The sequence below is a fragment of the Streptomyces sp. WY228 genome (genome assembly GCF_019287315.1).
In the GTDB taxonomy this organism is placed as follows: domain Bacteria; phylum Actinomycetota; class Actinomycetes; order Streptomycetales; family Streptomycetaceae; genus Streptomyces; species Streptomyces caviscabies.
This window is the reverse complement of sequence record NZ_CP079114.1, coordinates 189,440-209,164: the sequence shown is the minus strand read 5'-3', so window position 1 is coordinate 209,164 and position 19,725 is coordinate 189,440. Positions and strand designations below refer to the sequence as shown.

The 19,725-nt window shown below is 71.5% G+C and carries 16 protein-coding genes; 8 read left to right on the top strand and 8 right to left on the bottom strand.

Going from position 1 to position 19,725, the window contains the following annotated elements; genetic code table 11:
• Positions 1–6: 6 nt before the first annotated feature.
• The 4 genes from KV381_RS00940 to paaK form a co-directional block, all read right to left on the bottom strand.
• On the bottom strand, positions 7–768 hold the full coding sequence (locus KV381_RS00940) for an amino acid ABC transporter ATP-binding protein (protein WP_030629851.1): 762 nt from the start codon (positions 766–768) through the stop codon (positions 7–9).
• Positions 765–1,646 carry an amino acid ABC transporter permease gene (locus tag KV381_RS00935; RefSeq protein WP_030629853.1) on the bottom strand — a complete coding sequence of 294 codons (882 nt, stop codon included), beginning with the start codon at positions 1,644–1,646 and terminating at the stop codon, positions 765–767. The genes KV381_RS00940 and KV381_RS00935 overlap by 4 nt, the downstream gene beginning before the upstream one ends.
• Positions 1,643–2,524 carry an ABC transporter substrate-binding protein gene (locus KV381_RS00930; RefSeq protein ID WP_030629855.1) on the bottom strand — a complete coding sequence of 294 codons (882 nt, stop codon included), beginning with the start codon at positions 2,522–2,524 and terminating at the stop codon, positions 1,643–1,645. The genes KV381_RS00935 and KV381_RS00930 overlap by 4 nt, the downstream gene beginning before the upstream one ends.
• Positions 2,525–2,634: 110 nt before the next feature.
• Positions 2,635–3,936, bottom strand: a complete 1,302-nt coding sequence (paaK, locus tag KV381_RS00925; RefSeq protein WP_030629858.1) for a phenylacetate--CoA ligase PaaK — start codon at positions 3,934–3,936, stop codon at positions 2,635–2,637.
• 169 nt (positions 3,937–4,105) lie between these two features.
• On the opposite strand from paaK, the gene KV381_RS00920 reads away from it, so the two are divergent.
• The gene (locus tag KV381_RS00920) at positions 4,106–5,656 is read left to right on the top strand and encodes an alpha/beta fold hydrolase (RefSeq protein ID WP_086777879.1); all 1,551 of its coding nucleotides are present in this window, start codon (positions 4,106–4,108) and stop codon (positions 5,654–5,656) included.
• Complete coding sequence (locus tag KV381_RS00915; protein WP_218784254.1) at positions 5,650–6,645, top strand: helix-turn-helix domain-containing protein; 996 nt, start codon at positions 5,650–5,652, stop codon at positions 6,643–6,645. Before KV381_RS00920 ends, KV381_RS00915 begins: the two co-directional genes overlap by 7 nt.
• Positions 6,646–6,833: 188 nt before the next feature.
• On the opposite strand, the gene KV381_RS00910 is transcribed toward KV381_RS00915, so the two are convergent.
• Positions 6,834–8,456, bottom strand: coding sequence for an acyl-CoA synthetase (locus KV381_RS00910; RefSeq protein WP_218784253.1), 1,623 nt, complete (start codon positions 8,454–8,456; stop codon positions 6,834–6,836).
• 166 nt (positions 8,457–8,622) lie between these two features.
• Between KV381_RS00910 and KV381_RS00905 the strand changes: the two genes are divergently transcribed.
• The 5 genes from KV381_RS00905 to KV381_RS00885 all read left to right on the top strand — a co-directional run bounded on the left by KV381_RS00905 (position 8,623) and on the right by KV381_RS00885 (position 13,185).
• Positions 8,623–9,423, top strand: a complete 801-nt coding sequence (locus KV381_RS00905) for a crotonase/enoyl-CoA hydratase family protein (protein WP_218784252.1) — start codon at positions 8,623–8,625, stop codon at positions 9,421–9,423.
• 15 nt (positions 9,424–9,438) lie between these two features.
• Positions 9,439–10,395: a Zn-ribbon domain-containing OB-fold protein gene (locus KV381_RS00900; RefSeq protein ID WP_218784251.1), complete on the top strand. Its 957-nt coding sequence runs from the start codon at positions 9,439–9,441 to the stop codon at positions 10,393–10,395.
• Entirely contained in the window at positions 10,396–11,448 is a 1,053-nt protein-coding gene (locus KV381_RS00895) for a thiolase domain-containing protein (RefSeq protein ID WP_193464008.1), read from the top strand. It abuts the gene before it with no gap.
• Complete coding sequence (locus KV381_RS00890; protein ID WP_218784250.1) at positions 11,441–12,607, top strand: thiolase domain-containing protein; 1,167 nt, start codon at positions 11,441–11,443, stop codon at positions 12,605–12,607. The genes KV381_RS00895 and KV381_RS00890 overlap by 8 nt, the downstream gene beginning before the upstream one ends.
• A 77-nt stretch (positions 12,608–12,684) precedes the next feature.
• On the top strand, positions 12,685–13,185 hold the full coding sequence (locus tag KV381_RS00885; RefSeq protein WP_003971159.1) for a hypothetical protein: 501 nt from the start codon (positions 12,685–12,687) through the stop codon (positions 13,183–13,185).
• Between the two features lie 99 nt (positions 13,186–13,284).
• Here KV381_RS00885 and KV381_RS00880 read toward each other — a convergent pair whose 3' ends face one another.
• From KV381_RS00880 to KV381_RS00870, 3 genes are all read right to left on the bottom strand, one after another.
• Positions 13,285–15,498 carry a terpene synthase family protein gene (locus KV381_RS00880; RefSeq protein ID WP_030629878.1) on the bottom strand — a complete coding sequence of 738 codons (2,214 nt, stop codon included), beginning with the start codon at positions 15,496–15,498 and terminating at the stop codon, positions 13,285–13,287.
• 151 nt (positions 15,499–15,649) lie between these two features.
• Entirely contained in the window at positions 15,650–16,318 is a 669-nt protein-coding gene (locus KV381_RS00875; RefSeq protein ID WP_030086507.1) for a transglycosylase SLT domain-containing protein, read from the bottom strand.
• 544 nt (positions 16,319–16,862) lie between these two features.
• On the bottom strand, positions 16,863–17,999 hold the full coding sequence (locus tag KV381_RS00870; protein ID WP_086778366.1) for an aminoglycoside phosphotransferase family protein: 1,137 nt from the start codon (positions 17,997–17,999) through the stop codon (positions 16,863–16,865).
• 231 nt (positions 18,000–18,230) lie between these two features.
• On the opposite strand from KV381_RS00870, the gene KV381_RS00865 reads away from it, so the two are divergent.
• Positions 18,231–19,718 (top strand): hypothetical protein, encoded by a 1,488-nt coding sequence (locus KV381_RS00865; protein ID WP_030086509.1) that lies wholly within the window; start codon positions 18,231–18,233, stop codon positions 19,716–19,718.
• The last annotated feature ends 7 nt before the right edge of the window (positions 19,719–19,725 follow it).

Here is a 19,725-nt window from a genome sequence, read left to right as displayed (position 1 = left end):
AGGCCGCTACAGCCGCCCCGCCTCCACGATCCGCCGCAGGAACCGTCGGGTGCGCTCCTCGCGGGGCGCGCCGAACACCTCCTCGGGCGTGCCGCGTTCCAGCACCACTCCGGCGTCCAGGAAGCACACCTGGTCGGCGACCTCGCGCGCGAACGCCATCTCATGGGTGGCGATCACCATCGTCATGCCGTCCTCCTTCACCTCCCGTACGAGACCCAGCACTTCGCCCACCAGCTCCGGGTCCAGGGCGGCCGTGATCTCGTCCAGGAGCAGCAGCCGGGGCCGTACCGCCAGCGCCCGCACGATCGCCGCCCGCTGCTGCTGTCCGCCGCTGAGCCGGTCCGGATACTCCTCCGCCTTCGCCCCGAGCCCCAGCCGCTCCAGCAGCTCCCGGGCCTCCGCCTCCGCCCGGGTCCGGGACAGGCCGTGGACCCGGCGCGGGGCCAGCGTGATGTTCTGCAGGACGGTCAGATGCGGGAAGAGGTTGTACGCCTGGAACACCACGCCGATCCGGCGTCGCACCGCGTCCGCGTCGGCCCGGGGGTCCGTGATCTCCTCGCCCTCCAGCCAGATCGCCCCGTCGTCGACCTCCTCCAGCAGATTGGCGCAGCGCAGCAGCGTCGACTTCCCGGAGCCGGAAGCACCGATCAGCGCGGTCACCGTGTGCGGGGCCACCTCCAGGTCCACGTCCCGCAGCACCAGCGACGTACCGAACGACTTGCGGACCGCCTCCATCCGCAGCACCGGTGCCGTTCCCGCCGTGCTCATACCAGCCCTCCCTGGGCCCGCCGCCGGTCCATCCGGGCCGTCACCCAGTCGGTGAGCCGGGTCATCGGGATGGTCAGCGCCACGAAGACCAGCCCGGCGACGACGTACGGCGTGTAGTTGAAGTCCTTGCTCGCGATGATCTGCGCCGCGTACACGGCGTCCACCGCCCCGGCGATCGAGACCAGACCGGTGTCCTTCTGGAGCGACACCAGGTCGTTGAGGAGCGGCGGCACCACCCGGCGCACCGCCTGCGGCAGGACGACGAAGCGCAGCGCCTGCCCGCTGCTCAGCCCCAGCGAACGCGCCGCCGCCCGCTGCGACGGATGCACGGACTCGATGCCCGCCCGGAAGACCTCCGCGACGTACGCCGAGTACGTCAGCACCAGCGCGCTGCCGCCCAGCAGCACCGGATCGGTGGTCACCCCCTCCAGCCGCAGGGCGGGCACCCCGAAGACCACCATCAGCAGACAGATGATGAGCGGCAGCCCCCGGAAGAAGTCCGTGTACGCGGTCGCCAGCGCCCGCAGCGGGAAGAACACCGGACCGCGCAGGGTCCGTGCCACCGCCAGCAGCAGGCCGAGTACGAGCACGGCCGCACCGCACACGGCCAGCAGCCGGAGGTTCAGCCACAGGCCCTCCAGGACCTGCGGGAAGGCGACGCGCGCGTAATGGGCGCTGAAGAACGTCTCCTTGGTACGCGTCCAGCCCGGCGAGTTCGTGATCAGCAGGAACAGCACCGCGCCCACGACCAGGGTGCTGGTCGCGGCGATCGCGGTGGCCCGCCGGGTGCGGGCCCGCCGGTGGCGCTCGCGGGCGATCCGGCGCTCGGACGGGACGTAGCCGTCCTCGACGGCGGCCGGCGTCTTGTGCAGGGTCACTTGAGCACCGGCGCGTCGACGGCGTCGGAGAGCCACTCCTTCTCCAGGGCGGCCAGCGTGCCGTCCTTCCGCAGGGCGTCCACCGCACCGCTCACGCAGGAGGTGAGCGCGGACTCCTTGTCGAGGACCAGCCCGAACTGCTCCGGATCGCCGGGGGAGTCGGCGAACTGGCCCACCACCTCGGCCTCCGGCACCTCCGCCCCGGTGATGTAGAAGGCGGTCGGCAGATCCACCACGATGGCGTCCACCTGGCCGGTCTTCAGCGCCGACTTGGCGAAGTCGTTGCGCTGGTAGACGGCCGGCTTCTCGCCCGGCTTCACCAGATCGGTGATGAAGTCCAGGCTGGTGGTGCCCACTTGAGCGCCGAGCTTCACGTCCTTGAGGTCGGCCACGCTCTTCGCCCGCGCGGCCTTCGACGACTTGAGGGCGACGACGGCCTGGCGCACGTCGTAGTAGCCGGAGGAGAAGGCGACGGCCTTCTTCCGCTCCTCACTGATGGAGACCTGGTTGATGTCGAAGTCGAACTTCTTCGCACCGGGCGCGAACGCGCTGTTGAACGGCGTGTGCTGCCACACCACCGCCTCGCGGTCGTACCCGAGCTCCTTCGCCACGGCGTAGGCCACCGCCGACTCGAAGCCCTTCCCGTTGGCCGGATCGTCGTCGGAGAACCAGGGCGCGTAGGCGGGCTTGTCGGTGCCCACGGTCAGCTTCCCGGACGCCTGGGTGGCGAGCTCGCCGGGAGCGCAGGACGCTGTGGCGCCGGCGGCCCGGTCCGGCGCCTTCTCCTCCGCTTGCGGGGCACAGCCCGTGAGGGCGGCGCAGAGGACGACGGCGGAGCACAGGGCGGTGATGACCAGGGGCCGGTGGGCGAGATGCATAGCGGGAGACTCGCAGGACCCGGCCCCCCGTGTCGAGACGTTTCGGCAGCTGTCCACATCGTGGGAACGGGTGTTGCGGTGGTGTGAACAGGGCCGGTCAGCGCCGCTGCTCACCCCGTGCCGGACTCCTTCTCCCGCAGGTCCACGATCCGCCGGATCTTGCCCACCGAGCGCTCCAGCGACTCCGGATCCACGATCTCGACGCTCACCGACACCCCGACGCCGTCCTTCACCGCCGCCGCGATGGACCGCGCCGCCCTCTCCCGTTCGTCGCCCGTCGCGTCCGCCCGCGCTTCCGCGAGGACCGTCAGCGCGTCCAGCCGCCCGTCCCGGGTCAGCCGCAGCTGGAAGTGCGGGGCGACGGCGGGCGTACGCAGCACGATCTCCTCGATCTGGGTGGGAAAGAGGTTCACCCCGCGCAGGATCACCATGTCGTCGCTGCGCCCGGTGACCTTCTGCATCCGGCGGAACGTCCGCGCCGTCCCCGGCAGCAGCCGCGTCAGGTCCCGGGTGCGATAGCGGATCACCGGCATCGCCTCCTTGGTCAGCGAGGTGAAGACCAGCTCCCCCTCCTCGCCGTCGGGCAGCACCTCACCGGTGAACGGGTCCACGACCTCCGGATAGAAGTGGTCCTCCCAGATGTGCAGCCCGTCCTTCGTCTCCACGCACTCCTGCGCGACCCCCGGGCCCATCACCTCGGAGAGCCCGTATATGTCGACCGCGTCGATGGCGAACCGGTCCTCGATCTCCCGGCGCATCCCCTCGGTCCACGGCTCCGCGCCGAAGATCCCGACCTTCAGGGACGTCGACCTCGGATCGACGCCCTGCCGCTCGAACTCGTCCAGCAGCGTCAGCATGTACGACGGCGTGATCATGATGATCTCGGGCCGGAAGTCCTGGATCAGCCGGACCTGGCGCGCGGTCATGCCCCCGGAGGCCGGGATCACCGTGCAGCCCAGCCGCTCCGCCCCGTAGTGCGCCCCGAGGCCGCCGGTGAACAGCCCGTATCCGTACGCCACATGGACCTTGTGCCCGGGCCGTCCGCCCGCCGCCCGGATCGAACGGGCCACCACGTCCGCCCAGTGGTCCAGGTCCCGCTCGGTGTACCCGACGACCGTCGGACGTCCGGTCGTGCCGCTGGAGGCGTGGATCCTGCGCACCTCGTGCTCCGGCACGGCGAACATCCCGAAGGGGTAGTTGTCCCGCAGATCCGCCTTCGTGGTGAACGGGAACCGGGCCAGATCGGCGAGCGTCCGGCAGTCCTCGGGCTTCAGCCCGGCGCGGTCGAAGGCGTTCCGGTAGAAGGGGACCTTGTCGTACGCGTGCCGCAGCGTGGCGCGGAGCCGCTCCCGTTGCAGGGCCTCCAGCTCGCCCCGGCCGAGCCGTTCCGCCGCGTCCAGCATGGCCGTCATGGGGACCCTTCCTCTCCCGAAGCGGGCGACCGATCATTCGGTCGATCTTCCTGGGTGCAGTAATTCAGGAGGCCGGGGGCGCTGGCAAGAGGGGCGCACACATCGCCGTGGATCAGCTTCCCGCGAAGTCCGGTGCGTCCGCACACGGGTTCCTGTTTGGATGTGGCGTATGCCGATCTTCTCCGCGTACGACACGACCCCGCTCGCCTATCGCCTGGTGGGGGAGGGCGAACCGCTGATCTGCCTGCCCGGCGGGCCGATGCGGGCGAGCGCGTATCTCGGAGACCTGGGCGGGCTCGCCGCCCGTCGGCAGCTGGTCCTCGCGGACCTGCGCGGCACCGGCGACTCCGGGGTGCCCGAGGACCCCTCGACGTACCGTTGCGACCGCCTCGTCGACGATGTGGAGGCGCTGCGCGAACACCTGGGCCTCGACCGGATCGACGTCCTGACCCACTCCGCGGGCGCGGACCTCGCCCTGCTGTACGCCGCCCGCCACCCGGAACGGCTGCGCACCCTCACCCTGATCACGCCCAGCACCCGGGCCGTGGGCATCGAGGTGACCGACCAGGATCTGCGCGAGTCCGCCGAACTGCGGCGCGACGAGCCCTGGTACCCCGAGGCCAGGGCCGCCCAGGAAGCGCTGCTCGCCGGCGGGCCCTTCGCGGAGCTGTGGCCTGCCGTCCGGCCGCTCACGTACGGCCGCTGGGACGAGGCGGCCCGCGCCCACGCCGAGGCCTCGGCCGGACAGACCAACCCCGAGGCCCGTGACCACTACGCCGCCGAGGGCGCGTTCGACCCCGCCGCCACCGCCGCCGCCCTGCGCGAGGTGACCGTGCCGGTGCTGGTCCTGGCCGGGGAGTACGACGGCCACCCGAGCCCGGACCGCGCCACCGAGCTCGCCGCGCTCTTCCCGCACGCCGAGTTCGTCGTCCAGCGCGGCGCGGGGCACTTCCCGTGGCTGGACGACCCCGGAGCCTTCGCCCGTACGGTGGCGGCCTTCCTCGACCCGGAGATCCTGAGCGTGCAGGCCGGCGGGGTCCGGCTGGCCCACCGGGTGTGGGGCGCCCCCGAGGCCCCGCCCGTCGTCCTGCTGCACGGCCGGGCGGGCTCCGGCGCGACCTGGACCCGGATCGCGGAGGACCTGGCCGCCGACCACCGGGTGTACGCCCCCGACTTCCGGGGCCACGGGCTGAGCGACTGGCCCGGCCGCTACTCCTTCGAGATGTTCCGCGACGACCTGCACGCCTTCCTGGAGGCCCGCAACCTGGCCGGGGCGACCGTCGTCGGACACTCCATGGGCGGGGTCGCCGCCTACCTCCTGGCCCAGCGGGAACCGGACCTGATCGGGCGGCTGATCATCGAGGACGCGCCGCCGCTGTACCCGCTCGACCCGCCCCGGCCGCTCTCCGTCCGCCCGGCGGGCGACCTCGACTTCGACTGGCCCGTGGTCCCCGACACCGACGCCCAGCTGAACGACCCCGACCCGGCCGTCCCCGGGCGGTTCCCGGAGATCACCGCGCCCACCCTCGTCATCGGCGGCGGCCCCGCCAGCCACATCGACCAGGAACAGCTGGTGCGGATGGTCCGCGCGATACCGGACGCCGAGCTGGTCACCATCGACGCGGGGCATCTGATCCACACGGACCGGCCGGAGGAATTCCTCGCGGCGATCCGGTCGTTCGGGCTCACCGACCGGAAGGGAGGCGGCGGGGCGTGCTGACCGAAGGGCGGTTCAGGACCGATGCCCTGCCGCGGAGCGACCGGTTCGCCCGCTGGCAGCAGTGCATGACCGATGTCGTCGCGCCCATGGAGATCACGAGCCCGCACGCGGACGACTTCTGGGCCGACCACCGGCTCCTGCGCGTCGAGGACACCTTGCTGTGGCCCACTTGTCTGCACGCCTCCCGCTACCGGCGCACACCCCGGCTGATCCGGCAGTCCGACCCGGGACTGCTCCACATGACGCTGGTCCTGCCCGGCAGCGGGACCGTGCTCGTCGATCAGGGCGGGCTGCGCAGCGCCGTCGGACCGTACGACCTCTACGTCCTCGACGTGTCCAGACCCAGTGACGTCGGCACCGTCGACGAGCCGATCGTGGGGGTGGGGGTGGACTTCCCCCGGTCGCTGCTGCCCCTGCCGACGAGCACCTCGCTGGACGAGCTGCTCGGCCGGCCTCTCTCCGGCCGGCACGGCTTCGGCGCGCTGTTCAGCCAGTTCGTCACCCATCTGGTGGACCAGTCGGACTCCTACGGTCCCGCCGACGGGCCCCGGCTGAACCGGGTCCTGCTCGATCTCGCGGCCGGACTGCTCGCCGGTGGGCTCGACCGGGAGACGGCCCTGTCGCCGGAGACCCGGACCCGCAACCTCGTCCTGACCATCCGCACCTTCATCGGCCGCAATCTCCACGACCCCCGGCTCACCCCGGCCGCCGTCGCCGCCGCGCACCACATCTCCACCCGGCATCTGCACCGGCTCTTCCAGCAGGAGGGCACCACGGTGGCCGCACTCATCCGCAGCCGACGCCTCGAACGGGCCCGCCGGGACCTCGCCGACCCCGCCCTGGCCCACACACCACTGCACACGATCGCCGCCCGGTGCGGTTTCGGCGCGCCCGCCCACTTCAGCCGGGTGTTCCGCGCCGCCCACGGCATGTCCCCCAGCGACTACCGCCACGCCGGACTCCGGGACCGGGCGGAACCGGCGCGCTGACGAAGGCGGGTGAGGTGCTCGGCACACCCCCGTGGCACCGGGCACCCCGACGCCCGCCCCACCAGTCTGCGGTTCGCCTCCCGCCCTGTCCTTGACGATGGGCGACGGGGCGTTTGACGATCAGCGACCGGGGCGGCAGGGCTTGCCGACCGGGGGCCCGGGGCCGGGGGCGTCGGCCGGCCGGTCGTTCAGCTCCGCGCGGCCTCCGCCGCCACCGTCTTCGCCCACCGGTAGTCCGCCTTGCCGCTCGGCGAACGCTGGATCCGGTCGGCCAGCACCAGGGCCCGGGGGATCTTGTAGCCGGCGAGCCGCGTCCGGCAGTGCGTCTGCACCGAATCCAGAGTCAACGCATCGGCCCCGTCGCGGAGTTGGACCACGGCGGCGACCCGGTTGCCCCAGCGCTCGTCCGGAACGCCCGCGACGAGCGCGTCGTACACGTCCGGATGGGACTTCAGCGCCTGCTCGACCTCCTCCGGATACACCTTCTCGCCCCCGGTGTTGATGCACTGGGAGCCCCGGCCGAGCACGGTGACGATGCCGTCCGCGTCCACGGTCGCCATGTCGCCCAGCAGCACCCACCGTTCCTCGCCCCGGCGGAAGAAGGTGTCGGCGGTCTTGGCCGGGTCGTTGTAGTAGCCGAGCGGGACATGCCCGCGCTGGGCGATGCGGCCCGGCTCACCGGGGGCCACCGGCTCGTACGTGACCGGATCGACCACCGCCGTACGGGCGTTGACCTGCACCCGGAAGCCCTTCTCCGGCCCCGAGTCGGCGGTGGCCGTGCCGTTGAAGCCGGACTCCGATGAGCCGAAGTTGTTCAGCAGCATCACCGTCGGCACCAGCGCCTGGAACTCCGCCCGCACCGAGTCCGACATGATCGCCCCGGAGCTGGAGACGGAGAACAGCGACGAGCAGTCCGTCCCGCGCTGCGGCCCCTTGAGGCAGTCGATCAGCGGACGCAGCATCGCGTCGCCGACCAGTGACACACTGGTGACCTTCTCCTTCTCGATCGTCCGCAGCACCTCATCGGGCACGAACTTGCGGTGCACGACGACCCGTTGGCCGAAGTTGAAGCCGATGAACGCGGTCAGCGTGGAGGTCCCGTGCATCAGCGGCGGGGTGGGGAAGAAGGTGATGCCGTCGCCACCCGCGGCGACCCGCTCCGCCAGCTCCTGCGGGGCCTTCACCGGCTCACCGGTCGGCGCACCGCCGCCCAGACCCGAGAAGAACAGGTCCTCCTGACGCCACATCACGCCCTTCGGCATGCCGGTCGTGCCGCCGGTGTAGATGATCAACTGGTCGTCGGCGGAGCGGGCCGCGAAGCCGCGCCCGGCCGCGCCCGAGTCCTCCGCCTCGGCGAACGGCACGACCGGCCCGGCCGGGGGAGCGGCGCCGGCGGGGCCCACCCGGATCAGATGGCGCAGCCCCGGGGCCTGCGGGGCGGCCGCCGCGACCCGCTCGTCGAACTCGCCGTCGAAGACCAGCGCCGCCAGGTCGGCGTCCCGGTAGAGATAGACCAATTCCTCTTCTACGTAACGATAGTTGACGTTCACCGGAACGATCCTGGCCTTGAGGGCGCCCAGCACCGTCTGGAGGTATTCGACCCCGTTGTAGAGGTGCAGCCCCAGGTGCTCGCCCGGCCGGATGCCCGCGTCGATCAGGTGGTGGGCGATCCGGTTGGCGGCGGCGTCCAGCTCCGCGTAGGTGAGCCGCCGCTCCGCGCCCGTACCGGGATGGTCGACGTACAGGAGCGCCTCGCGGTCGGGCACCGTGTCGGCGACCGATTCGAACAGGTCGGCAAGGTTGTACTCCACCGTTCCTCCTGACCCCGGATGACTGGCGACTCGGCCGTCATTAGAGCGCCGGGCGGCACAAGTGGGAAGAGGTGGCGTCGAAACAATCTGACGAGCTGTCAGAAAACTATTGAACTGCGACCCCTCCTCCTGCAACCTGTTCCAGGTCTGGAGACAGGAGTCGGTCATGGGCGGTACGGAACACCTCACCGTGCGGCGCGAAGGCGCCACGCTGGTGCTCACCTTGAACAGACCACAGGCCAGGAACGCGCTCTCGCTGCCGATGCTCGTCGGCCTCCACGACGGCTGGATCGAGGCCGACGAGGACGACGCGATCCGCTCCGTCGTCCTCACCGGCGCGGGCGGCGCGTTCTGCGCGGGCATGGACCTCAAGGCGCTGGCGGGCGGCGGAATGGCGGGGGAGGAGTACCGGGAGCGGATGACGGCCGACCCGGACCTCCACTGGAAGGCGATGCTGCGCCACCACCGCCCCCGCAAACCGGTCATCGCCGCCGTGGAAGGCCCCTGTGTCGCGGGCGGCACCGAGATCCTCCAGGGCACCGACATCCGCATCGCCGGAGCGGGCGCCACCTTCGGGCTCTTCGAAGTGCGCCGGGGCCTCTTCCCGATCGGCGGCTCCACCGTCCGGCTGCCCCGCCAGATCCCCCGCACCCACGCCCTCGAAATGCTGCTCACCGGCCGCTCCTACACCGCCGAGGAGGCAGCCGCCATCGGGCTCGTCGGCAGGGTCGTGCCCGACGGAACCGCACTGGAGGAGGCCCTCGCCGTCGCCGAGCGGGTGAACGCCTGCGGGCCGCTCGCCGTCGAGGCCGTCAAGGCCTCGGTCTACGAGGGCGCCGAGCTGACCGAGACCGAGGCGCTGGCCGCCGAACTCAAGCGCGGCTGGCCCGTGTTCGCCACCGAGGACGCCAAGGAGGGCGCCCGTGCCTTCGCCGAGAAGCGCCCGCCCGTCTACCGGCGCGCCTGACCCGAGGAGAGAGCCATGACCGACGTCCTCAGCGCCCCGCTGGTGGTCGAATTCCCCTTCACCCGCTCGCTCGGGCCGGTGCAGAGCGCCTTCCTCACCGGACTGCGCGAACGCACCGTCCTCGGTGTCCGCACGGAGGACGGCACGGTGCTCGTGCCACCCGTCGAGTACGACCCCGTCACCGCGAACGAGATCCGCGACCTCGTCGAGGTCGCCCCCACCGGCACCGTCACCACCTGGGCCTGGAACCCGGCCCCCCGCCGTGACCAGCCGCTCGACACCCCCTTCGCCTGGGTCCTCGTCCGCCTCGACGGGGCCGGCACCGCACTCCTGCACGTACTCGACGCGCCCGGACCCGACGCCGTGCGCACCGGGATGCGCGTCCGGATCCGCTGGGCCGCGACCCGCACCGGCGCCATCACCGACATCGCCTGCTTCGAACCGTACGAGGGTGAGCCCGACGGCTCCGAACCCGCCCCGCACACCGCTGAGTTCGCCGACCCCGTCACCGGCATCGTCACCCCGGCCCGCCTCGACTACGTCCACACCCCGGGCCGCGCCCAGAGCGCCTACATCAAGGCCCTGGAGGAACGCCGCACCGTCGGCGAACGCTGCCCGTCCTGCCGCAAGGTCTACGTACCGCCGCGCGGCGCCTGTCCCACCTGCGGGGTCGCCACCGCCGAACAGGTCGAGGTCGGACCGCGCGGCACGGTCACCACGTTCTGCATCGTCAACATCAAGGCTGCTCATACGGCGAACCTCGATATCGAAGTCCCGTACGTCTACGCCCACATCGCCCTCGACGGCGCCGACCTCGCCCTCCACGGCCGCATCGCCGGAATCCCCTACGACCAGGTGCGCATGGGGCTGCGCGTCGAGCCCGTCTGGAGCGAGGGCGCCCGCCACGTGGACCACTACCGGCCCACCGGAGAGCCCGACGCCGACTACGACACGTACAAGGAGCTGGTGTAGATGCGGGACGTGGCCATCGTCGCCTTCGCCCAGAGTGCACACCGGCGGCGCACCGACGAGCTCTCCGAGGTCGACCTGCTGATGCCCGTCCTCCACGAGGTCCTGGGCGCGACCGGCCTCAAGGCCAACGAGATCGGGTTCACCTGCTCCGGCTCCGCCGACTACCTCGCCGGGCGGGCCTTCTCCTTCACCATGGCGCTCGACGGTGTCGGCGCCCATCCGCCCATCTCCGAGTCGCACGTCGAGATGGACGGGGCCTGGGCGCTGTACGAGGCCTGGGTCAAGATCCAGACAGGGGAGGCGGACACCGCGCTCGTCTACTCCTACGGCAAGTCCTCGCCCGGCCGGGTCCGCGACGTCCTGACCCGCCAGCTCGACCCCTACTACCTGGCCCCGCTCTGGCCGGACTCCGTCGCGCTCGCCGCCCTCCAGGCGCAGGCCCTCATCGACGCCGGAGACACCGACGAACCCGCCCTCGCCGAGGTTGCCGCCCGTAACCGCACCGCCGCCGTCGGTAATCCGTACGCCCAGCTCACCGGCGACGTCCCGGTCGGCGACCACCTCGTACGGCCGCTGCGCACCGCTGACTGCCCGCCCATCGGCGACGGCGCGGCCGCCGTGGTCCTCGCCGCCGGGGACACCGCCCGCGAGCTGTGCGAACGGCCCGCCTGGATCCGGGGCATCGACCACCGCATCGAGGCGCACGGCCTCGGCGTCCGCGACCTGACCGACAGCCCTTCCGCCCGGCTCGCCGCCCAGCACGCCGGAGCCTTCGAACGGCCCGTCGACACAGCCGAGCTGCACGCCCCGTTCACCTCGCAGGAAGTCGTCCTGCGCAAGGCGCTCGGGCTCGGCGACGACGTCCGCGTCAACCCCTCCGGCGGGGCGCTCGCCGCCAACCCCGTGATGGCCGCCGGACTGATCCGGCTCGGCGAGGCCGCCGCCCGCATCCACCGCGGCGAGTCCGACCGGGCCCTCGCGCACGCCACCTCGGGACCCTGCCTGCAACAGAACCTGGTCGCCGTCCTGGAAGGGGAGAGCGCTCATGCCTAAGGAGCCCGTCGCCGTCGTCGGCATCGGCCAGACCAAGCACGTCGCCGCCCGGCACGACGTGTCCATCGCCGGGCTGGTCCGAGAGGCCGCCGTCCGCGCCCTGGCGGACGCCGGGCTGACCTGGAGCGACATCGACGCCGTCGTGATCGGCAAGGCGCCCGACTTCTTCGAGGGCGTCATGATGCCGGAGCTCTACCTCGCCGACGCGCTGGGCGCCGTCGGCAAACCGATGCTCCGCGTGCACACGGCGGGCTCGGTCGGCGGCTCCACCGCCCTGGTCGCCGCCAACCTCGTCGCCGCCCGCGTGCACCGCACCGTCCTCACCCTCGCCTTCGAGAAACAGTCCGAGTCCAACGCCATGTGGGGGCTCTCCCTGCCCGTCCCCTTCCAGCAGCCGCTGCTGGCCGGGGCGGGCGGCTTCTTCGCCCCGCACGTGCGCGCGTACATGCGGCGTACCGGAGCGCCCGACGAGGTCGGATCGCTCGTCGCGTACAAGGACCGCCGCAACGCGCTGAAGAACCCCTACGCGCACCTCCACGACCACGACATCACCCTGGAGAAGGTCCGGGCCGCCCCCATGCTCTGGGACCCGATCCGCTACTCCGAGACCTGCCCCTCCTCCGACGGCGCCTGCGCCATGATCCTCACCGGCCGGGAAGGCGCGGCCCGCGCACCCCACCCGCCCGCCTGGGTGCACGGCGGGGCGATGCGCAGCGAACCGACGCTCTTCGCGGGCAAGGACTTCGTCTCCCCGCAGGCCGGGAAGGACTGCGCGGCCGACGTCTACCGACAGGCCCGGATCACCGACCCGCGCCGCGAGATCGACGCTGTCGAGATGTACGTACCGTTCTCCTGGTACGAGCCGATGTGGCTGGAGAACCTCGGCTTCGCCGACGAGGGCGAGGGCTGGAAGCTCACCGAGGCGGGCGTCACCGAACTCGACGGCGACCTTCCCGTCAACCCGTCGGGCGGCGTGCTGTCCACCAACCCCATCGGCGCGTCCGGCATGATCCGCTTCGCCGAGGCGGCCCTCCAGGTGCGCGGGCGGGCCGGCGAGCACCAGATCGACGGGGCCACGAGGGCGCTCGGTCACGCGTACGGGGGAGGGGCACAGTTCTTCGCCATGTGGCTCGTGGGGTCCGAGCCCCCGCCCGGCTGAGAGAACGCGGCGGGCCCGGTCCCACGGGGCCCGGGCCCGGCTCCGCAACGTGAGCCGGGACACGTAACATGGCAGGCATGTCCTTCCTCCGCCGCCGTAGCGCCGCAACACCCGCGGGCCCGGACTTCGACGTCCTGGCCATGGACCCCGGGGACTGGCCCGGCAACCTCGGCGCCGGTCTGCTCCCCGCCCCTGACGGCAGCTGCCAGGGCGTCTTCCTCCGTTACGACCTGTACGGCGGCCGGGGCCCGGCGATGATCATCGGCAACCTCCCGGAAGGCTCGCCCGCCCGCGAGACCGAGGAGGGCCAGGTCCCCTTCGAGGTGGCCCAGCTGCTCCTCGCCCTGGAGAACGACGAGCCGATCGAGGTCGTCAGCTCCGAGGACGTCCCGGTCATGCAGGGCGACAATCTGCTGATCGTCCGCCGGGTCAAGCTCTCCGAGAGCCGGATCGCCTGCGTCCAGTTCGACCGCAGCGACGGCGTCCTGGTGACCATCGCCAGCTGGGACCGGCCGATCACCGACGACCTGTACACCCTGCTCAAGCCCCTGCCCGCGGAGCTGTTCCAGCAAGGCTGAAACGTATCTCCATAGGCCGCCCGCATATGCCGGGCGGCCTGTTCCGTCGGCTGCGGCCCGCCGCGCGTTCCTCCGTACGACGGGCCGCGGAATCGTCAACTACACAGCACTACCTGCCAGTTGGGCCATCAGCCGAGTCACCTGCGCCGCCGAGGTGCCGAGCCCCGTGGGGCCGCTCAGGTGCCAGGGCGTGTCGTGCCCCTGCCGCAGATCCTCCTCACGGTAGCGGCGGCAGCCCCGGTGCCAGATCAGGATCCCCGCGATCCAGTGCTTGAGCTCCTGCACATAGCCCGCCAGGATCTCCCGAGCCTCGGCGCCGAGGTCGAAGTCGTCGTACAGCACCGGGAATTCGACCTCGGCGACATGCAGGAACTGCCGCAGCCGGGAATTCATCAGGTCGTGCACGATCGCCACGCCCGTCGGATAGTCCACGCCGAAGAAGTTCTGCACGACCAGGACGCCGTTGTGCACCTCGCCCTCGTACTCGATCTCCTTCTGGTACGAGAACAGATCGTTCAACAGGCAGGCGTAGTCCGCCGCCGCGTTCTCCAGGGAACGCATCGGACCGCTGCGGTAGACCTCGTCCGGAACGGTCCTGCCGTGCCCGAGCCGGCACAGGCTCATCGTCAGATCCGAGCCGAACGTCGCCCGCCGCATCTCCACGTAGTCCACCGGGTCGGGGATGCGGTTCTGCGCCTGGTTCGCCAGCTCCCACAGCCAGCTCTCGGTCATCGACTCGATCGAGGTACGGAAGGTCCGCCGCGCGCTCAGGTCCATCGGCGCGGCCGTCCTGCGCCACAGGTCGGCCAGACTCCGCTCCAGGGCGTTCACCGGCTCCGGCGTCCCCTCGCCGTCCAGCGGCATGAACAGCGACAGCCGTTCGTTGGCCAGCCGCGCCCCCGTCAGGTCCCGGGCCCGCCCGTGCACCACCGGGAACCAGTCGTCCCCGTACGTTCCCCAGGCCAGCCAGCCCGAGGACAGGTCCAGTTCGTCCGGGGTCGCGTCCGGATGCAGGCCCGCCGCGCAGAGCGGCAGGTCGATCGCGACGATCCGCCGCTCGTCCCAGATGTGCGAACCCGGCACGCCCGGCTGGGCCTCCAGGATGCCCATCCGCCGCGCCCACTCGACGAGCCGGACCCGGGCCCCCTCCAGATGAGGACTCAGCGTGGTGCCGAACGGCAGGTCGAAGTCCGGCAGCAGCGAGGGGCCCACGTGCTGGTACGGCACATGACTGTGGCTGCGGGCCCGCGCGGTCTCCGAGCGGAGCGTGAGTTTGATGGAGGCGGCGGACATGCCGAAACCGGCCACGGCCTCGCCCGCGCCGCCGCCGTTCATGTAGCGGCTGGAGCGCATGTGCCATTCGTGGCCGCCGGACTGCCAGTCCTGGAGCCCCTTGACGTACGCCAGCACGGCGGCGGTCTCGGTCGGGTCCAGGCCCTTCTCGGCGCAGAGCGGGCCGAGCTCGGTGAGGGCGGTGTTCTCGAACTGCTGGAGCCGTGAGGTCAGCAGGTCGTTGACCGCGTCGGCGGCCTCCTGCGTGGAGCAGTCGAGGAACTTCTCCAGCACCAGCACGCCGTTGCTGTTCTCCCCCTCGTCCTCCACCTCACGCTGGTAGGAGAAGAGGTCGTTGCGCAGGTGCACCGCGTCGGAGAAGGCGTCCCGCAGCACCCGCAGCGGCCGGGATCCGGCGACCGACGCCGGCACCTCCGCGTTCGCCGCGTACTCGACCAGGCCCGCGGACCAGGGCGCACCGCCCACCTTGCGGCGCATCTCGATGTACTCGACGGGGTTCGCGATGCGGCCCTCGTGGATGTTGGCGAGCTCCCACAGGGACTCGTTGAGGAGGTTCTCCGTCGACTCCGCGAACCGGGCCCGCCAGGCGTCCGTCATCGCCGGGACCGTCCGGGCCCACAGATCGGCGAGCCCCGCCTCGACCGGGTTCTCCGGCTCCGGGGTCGGGGCGCCTCGCTCCATCGGCATGAAGGCGGGCAGCCGGTCCAGATACCGCTTGCCGCCCTCCCGGTCGGGGGTGCGCTTGAACAGCTCCAGGAAGTGGTCGTCGAAGAAGAAGACCCACACGTACCAGTCGGTGACCAGGGACAGGGCCTCGGCCGAGCAGTCGGGGTGGGTGTAGGCGCACAGCAGGGCGTAGTCGTGCGCTTCCAGGTCCTTCTCCTCCCAGATGCCGGACCCCTCCAGCATCCCCATGGAGCGGGCCCACGCCCGGGTGTGCGTGCGTGCCGCCTCCACATGAGGGTTGAGCCGCGCCGGATACGGAACATAGAAATCCGGCAGTGAGAAGGGCTGTGCCATGTGCGTCAGGCCTTTCCAGAAGCCTCCGCGCGGGGAAACGCGCGGACCGGTGGTGTCCGCGCAGCACTACCCTTCGGCCATACGGAGCACGCACGACGGCGATTAGTCAGATCATCGCGGTTTGGCCTGTGCGTGCTCGGAAGTCGGTCGCTCAGTAGGCGGAGTCGACGTTGTCGATCGAGCCGTACCGGTCCGCGGCGTAGTTCGCGGCGGCGGTGATGTTGGCGACCGGGTCGGTGAGCTTCTTCGGGGTGCCCTTGACGTGGTACGCGTCGAAGGTGGGCTGGATCACCTGGAGGAGACCCTTGGAGGGAATGCCGTTCCGCGCGTTGATGTCCCAGTCGTTGACGGCGTTCGGGTTGCCGCTGGACTCGCGCATGATGTTGCGGTGCAGCCCCTCGTAGGAGCCGGGGATGTTCTTCTTCTTCATGATGTCGAGCGACTCGCGGATCCAGCCGTCGAGGTTGTTCGCGAACTTCTTCGGCGTGACGGCCTTGCGCTCGGTGGAGCGGTTGGCGGCCTGCTTCTCGGAGCGCGCCTCGGTGGCGTCCTTCTCCGCGGCGGCCTTGGCGGCGGCCTTCTTCGCGGCGGCTTCCTTGGCGGCGGTCGCCTCGGCGGCCTTCTTGGCCGCGGCGTCCTTCGCCGTGGGGATGCCCGCGGCGGCGACCGGCTCCACGGAGATGGAGGAGCGGGCCTGGGGGGTCTGCGCCTCACTCGCACCGCCGGTGGCGGCTATGGCGGTGACCGAACCGGCCGCGACGAGCACAGCGGTGGCGATCTTGTGCGAGCGAGTGATGCGCAGGGTGGAGATGCGGGGCATGCGTGAGCTCTTCCTATGGGGGACGGGCTTCGCGGCCTTCGCGCCGCGTCGGCAGGAACCGGGGTGTCCGGGCCGCGTTCGCCGGTGGGCGATCGACGCGGGCTCGTACTCGGTGCTTGCCGGGATCCATGGTTAGCGCTGTCCGACATGGGAAGCAATGACCGCCTTTACTACTCTTCATCGTGAGATGCCAATTTATGAGCCAAATGGGCTGTTCGTTACGCCGGACGGGACGGTTCGCGCCTCCTATCGGAGGTCGTAGGTGACGTGGGTCTCGTGGCGGGCCTCACCCGCCGGGGCCCCCGGAACAGCACAGGGTCAGCGCCCGGTCACGCGCGGACGGGGCCCGGACGGCGGTCGCAACCGCCCGTCCGGGCCCCGGAACAGCGCGCTGCAGGACCGGTGTGTCGGCACCGGTCCCGCAGCGCGCTTCCTTCTTCACAGTGGTCTGGTCACGGCCTTCACAGCGCTGCGGTCACTGTGGTTCTCGGCGGGCGGGCCGTCGGCCCGCGTCGTCCTGCGTGGTCGTTCTCCCCGTCGTCGCTCAGCGGGTGCCGACCGCGGCCCGCACCGCCCGCCGCGCCATGGCGCAGTCGTCGTGCAGCCTCCGCAGCAGCAGCCGCTGCTCCTCGCCCGAGGAGAGCGCGCCGGGGCGGTCCTGCCCCGCCCCCACCGGGGGCGCCTCGCGCATGGTGCGCTGCACCGCCGTCTCGTAATTGCGGATCTCGCGAGTCAGCACCAGCATCAGGTTCACCAGGAACGCGTCCCGCGCGGCCGGGCCCCTGGCCTGGGCCAGCTGGCTGATCTGGCGGCGCGCCACCGGCGCGTCGCCCAGCACCGCCCACAGCGTCGCCAGGTCGTACCCCGGGAGATACCAGCCGGCGTGCTCCCAGTCGACGAGTACCGGCCCGGTCGGCGACAACAGGATGTTGGAGAGCAGCGCGTCCCCGTGGCAGAACTGCCCCATGCCCTGCCGGCCGCCCGCGTGGGCCAGGCCGTGCAGCAGCTTCTGCAGATCGCCGAGGTCACGGTCGGTGAACAGACCGAGCTCGTGGTAGCGCGCGATCCGCGAGGCGTAGTCGAGCGGCGCCTCGAACAGTCCGGGCGGCGGCCGCCAGGCGTTCACCCGGGCGATCGCGCCCAGCGCGGCACGGATGTCGGCCCGCGGCGGCGCCTCCGCCGGATGCCGGGTGAGGGCGGCGACCCGGCCGGGCATCCGCTCGATCACCAGCGTGCAGTTCTCCGGGTCCGCCGCGATCAGCCGGGGCACCCGAACCGGGGGGCGGTGCCGGACGAACGCGCGGTACGCCGCTATTTCGTGCCGGAACCGCTCGGTCCAGGCCGGCGAGTGGTCCAGTAAACACTTCGCGACGGCGGTGGCCCGCCCGGTCGCTCCGACGATCAGGACCGAACGGCCGCTGCGGCGCAGCACCTGGACCGGGTTGAACTCGGGGCAGATGCGCTGGACGGAGGCGATGGCCATCCGCACCTGCGCGCCCTGCGGGCCGGACAGGTCGATGCGTCCGCTGAGCGGTCCGGCGCCCGGTCCCGCGGCCCGTCGGGCCCGGCCCGGACCCTGCGCCGGTGCGCCGGCGTGAGGAGCGAGATAGGGGCCGCCGCCGGCGCCCATCGGGCGGAGCGGACGAGGCGGGGCGGACACGGAGGACGATGCTGTGTACATGGGCGAGACAGATCCCTTCGTGCGCCGACAAGGTACGTGCGCCAACCCGGCCGACGGCCGTTCGGCACCCTGGGGAGTACCTAGGGCTGCCGGGCGGGGTGGCGCTTTCCTACCTGACACCGCGTCGCGGGTGGCAGACCATCTGGCGGACCCTGGCGAACCCTGGCGAATAGTCACAGCGCATCTGACAGGGGGTTAGTGTCAAGTCAGCCGAGAACCTGGGGGCTTGAAGTGACCGGAGAACCCAACACCCGTCTTTCCGACCTGTTCGGCCTGGCCGGCTGGTCCAAGGGCGAACTCGCGAGAATGGTGAACCGGCAGGCGGCGGCCATGGGCCACCCGCAGCTGGCCACCGACACCTCGCGGGTCAGGCGCTGGATCGACATGGGGGAATCCCCCCGTGATCCCGTGCCCGAAGTGCTGGCGGCTCTGTTCACCGAGCGGCTCGGCCGTGTCGTGACCATCGAGGACCTCGGGTTCGGCCGACGCGGGCGTGTGGGGAAACGGCGAGACTCCGGGACGGAAAACAATCCCGATCAATTGCCGTGGGCGCCCGAACGGACGGCAGCGGTCCTCACCGAATTCACGGGAATGGACCTCATGCTCAACCGACGCGGCTTGGTGGGTGCGGGCGCCGCGCTCGCCGCCGGCTCAACCATCGCCGGCCCCATGTACGACTGGCTGCACAGCGACCCCGCTCTGGCGGCCGACGCTCCACGTACCAGCGATCCTCTGCACGCCGATCCCGCCGGTTTCGACCGGTACGAGGCCGCTCCGGTGGGCTCCGAGGAGATCGAGGCCCTGGAGCATTCGGTCGAGGTCTTCCGCGCCTGGGACGCGTCCCGGGGCGGCGGACTTCAGCGCAAGGCGGTCGTGGGCCAGCTCAACGAGGTGGGCGGCATGCTCGCCTACCGCCACCCCGACCATCTCCAGCGCCGCCTGTGGGGCGTCGCCGCCAACCTCGCCGTCCTGGCGGGCTGGATGTCCCACGACGTCGGCCTCGAGCCCACCGCCCAGAAGTACTTCGTCATCGCCGCGCACGCGGCCCGCGAGGGCGGCGACCGGCCACGCGCCGGAGAAGCGCTCTCCCGGGCGGCGCGCCAGATGGTGCACCTGGGCCGGCCCGACGACGCGCTCGATCTGATGAAGCTCGCCAAGTCCGGCTCCGGCGACGAGACCCTGCCCCGTACGCAGGCGATGCTGCGCACCATCGAGGCCTGGGCACAGGCGTCGATGGGCCGTGGCCAGGCCATGCGGCGCACCCTCGGCGAGGCCGAGGAGCTCTTCGTGTCGGACAAGGGCGATGTGCCGCCGCCCAGTTGGATGCAGATGTTCGACGAGGCCGATATGCACGGCATGCAGGCGCTCGCCTTCCGCACCCTGGCCGAGCACGACCCGGGTGCCGCGATCATCGCCCAACGCCATGCCAAGCAGGCCCTGGAGCTGCGGATCAACGGGCGCCAGCGGTCGAAGATCTTCGACTACATCTCGCTGGCCTCGGCCTGCTTCATCGCCAACGACCCCGAGCAGGCCGACCGTTACGCCCGGCTCGCGCTGGTGTCGATGGGGGAGACCTCCTCGCACCGCACCTGGGACCGGCTCCGCGAAATGTACCGGCTCACCGGTCAGTTCGCGGGATACGCCGGAATCCAGGATCTGCGTGAGGAGATCGAGCTCTCGTTGCCGAACCAGAAGAAGGCCAAGGGCACACAGATCTGACCCGGCC

Coding starts and splice junctions, on each gene's coding strand:
- KV381_RS00890 (WP_218784250.1), top strand. CDS start 11,441: ATGCCTAAGGAGCCCGTCGCCGTCGTCGGCATCGGCCAGACCAAGCAC.
- KV381_RS00880 (WP_030629878.1), bottom strand. CDS start 15,498: ATGGCACAGCCCTTCTCACTGCCGGATTTCTATGTTCCGTATCCGGCG.
- KV381_RS00895 (WP_193464008.1), top strand. CDS start 10,396: ATGCGGGACGTGGCCATCGTCGCCTTCGCCCAGAGTGCACACCGGCGG.
- KV381_RS00885 (WP_003971159.1), top strand. CDS start 12,685: ATGTCCTTCCTCCGCCGCCGTAGCGCCGCAACACCCGCGGGCCCGGAC.
- KV381_RS00920 (WP_086777879.1), top strand. CDS start 4,106: ATGCCGATCTTCTCCGCGTACGACACGACCCCGCTCGCCTATCGCCTG.
- KV381_RS00905 (WP_218784252.1), top strand. CDS start 8,623: ATGGGCGGTACGGAACACCTCACCGTGCGGCGCGAAGGCGCCACGCTG.
- KV381_RS00940 (WP_030629851.1), bottom strand. CDS start 768: ATGAGCACGGCGGGAACGGCACCGGTGCTGCGGATGGAGGCGGTCCGC.
- paaK (WP_030629858.1), bottom strand. CDS start 3,936: ATGACGGCCATGCTGGACGCGGCGGAACGGCTCGGCCGGGGCGAGCTG.
- KV381_RS00930 (WP_030629855.1), bottom strand. CDS start 2,524: ATGCATCTCGCCCACCGGCCCCTGGTCATCACCGCCCTGTGCTCCGCC.
- KV381_RS00870 (WP_086778366.1), bottom strand. CDS start 17,999: ATGTACACAGCATCGTCCTCCGTGTCCGCCCCGCCTCGTCCGCTCCGC.
- KV381_RS00900 (WP_218784251.1), top strand. CDS start 9,439: ATGACCGACGTCCTCAGCGCCCCGCTGGTGGTCGAATTCCCCTTCACC.
- KV381_RS00875 (WP_030086507.1), bottom strand. CDS start 16,318: ATGCCCCGCATCTCCACCCTGCGCATCACTCGCTCGCACAAGATCGCC.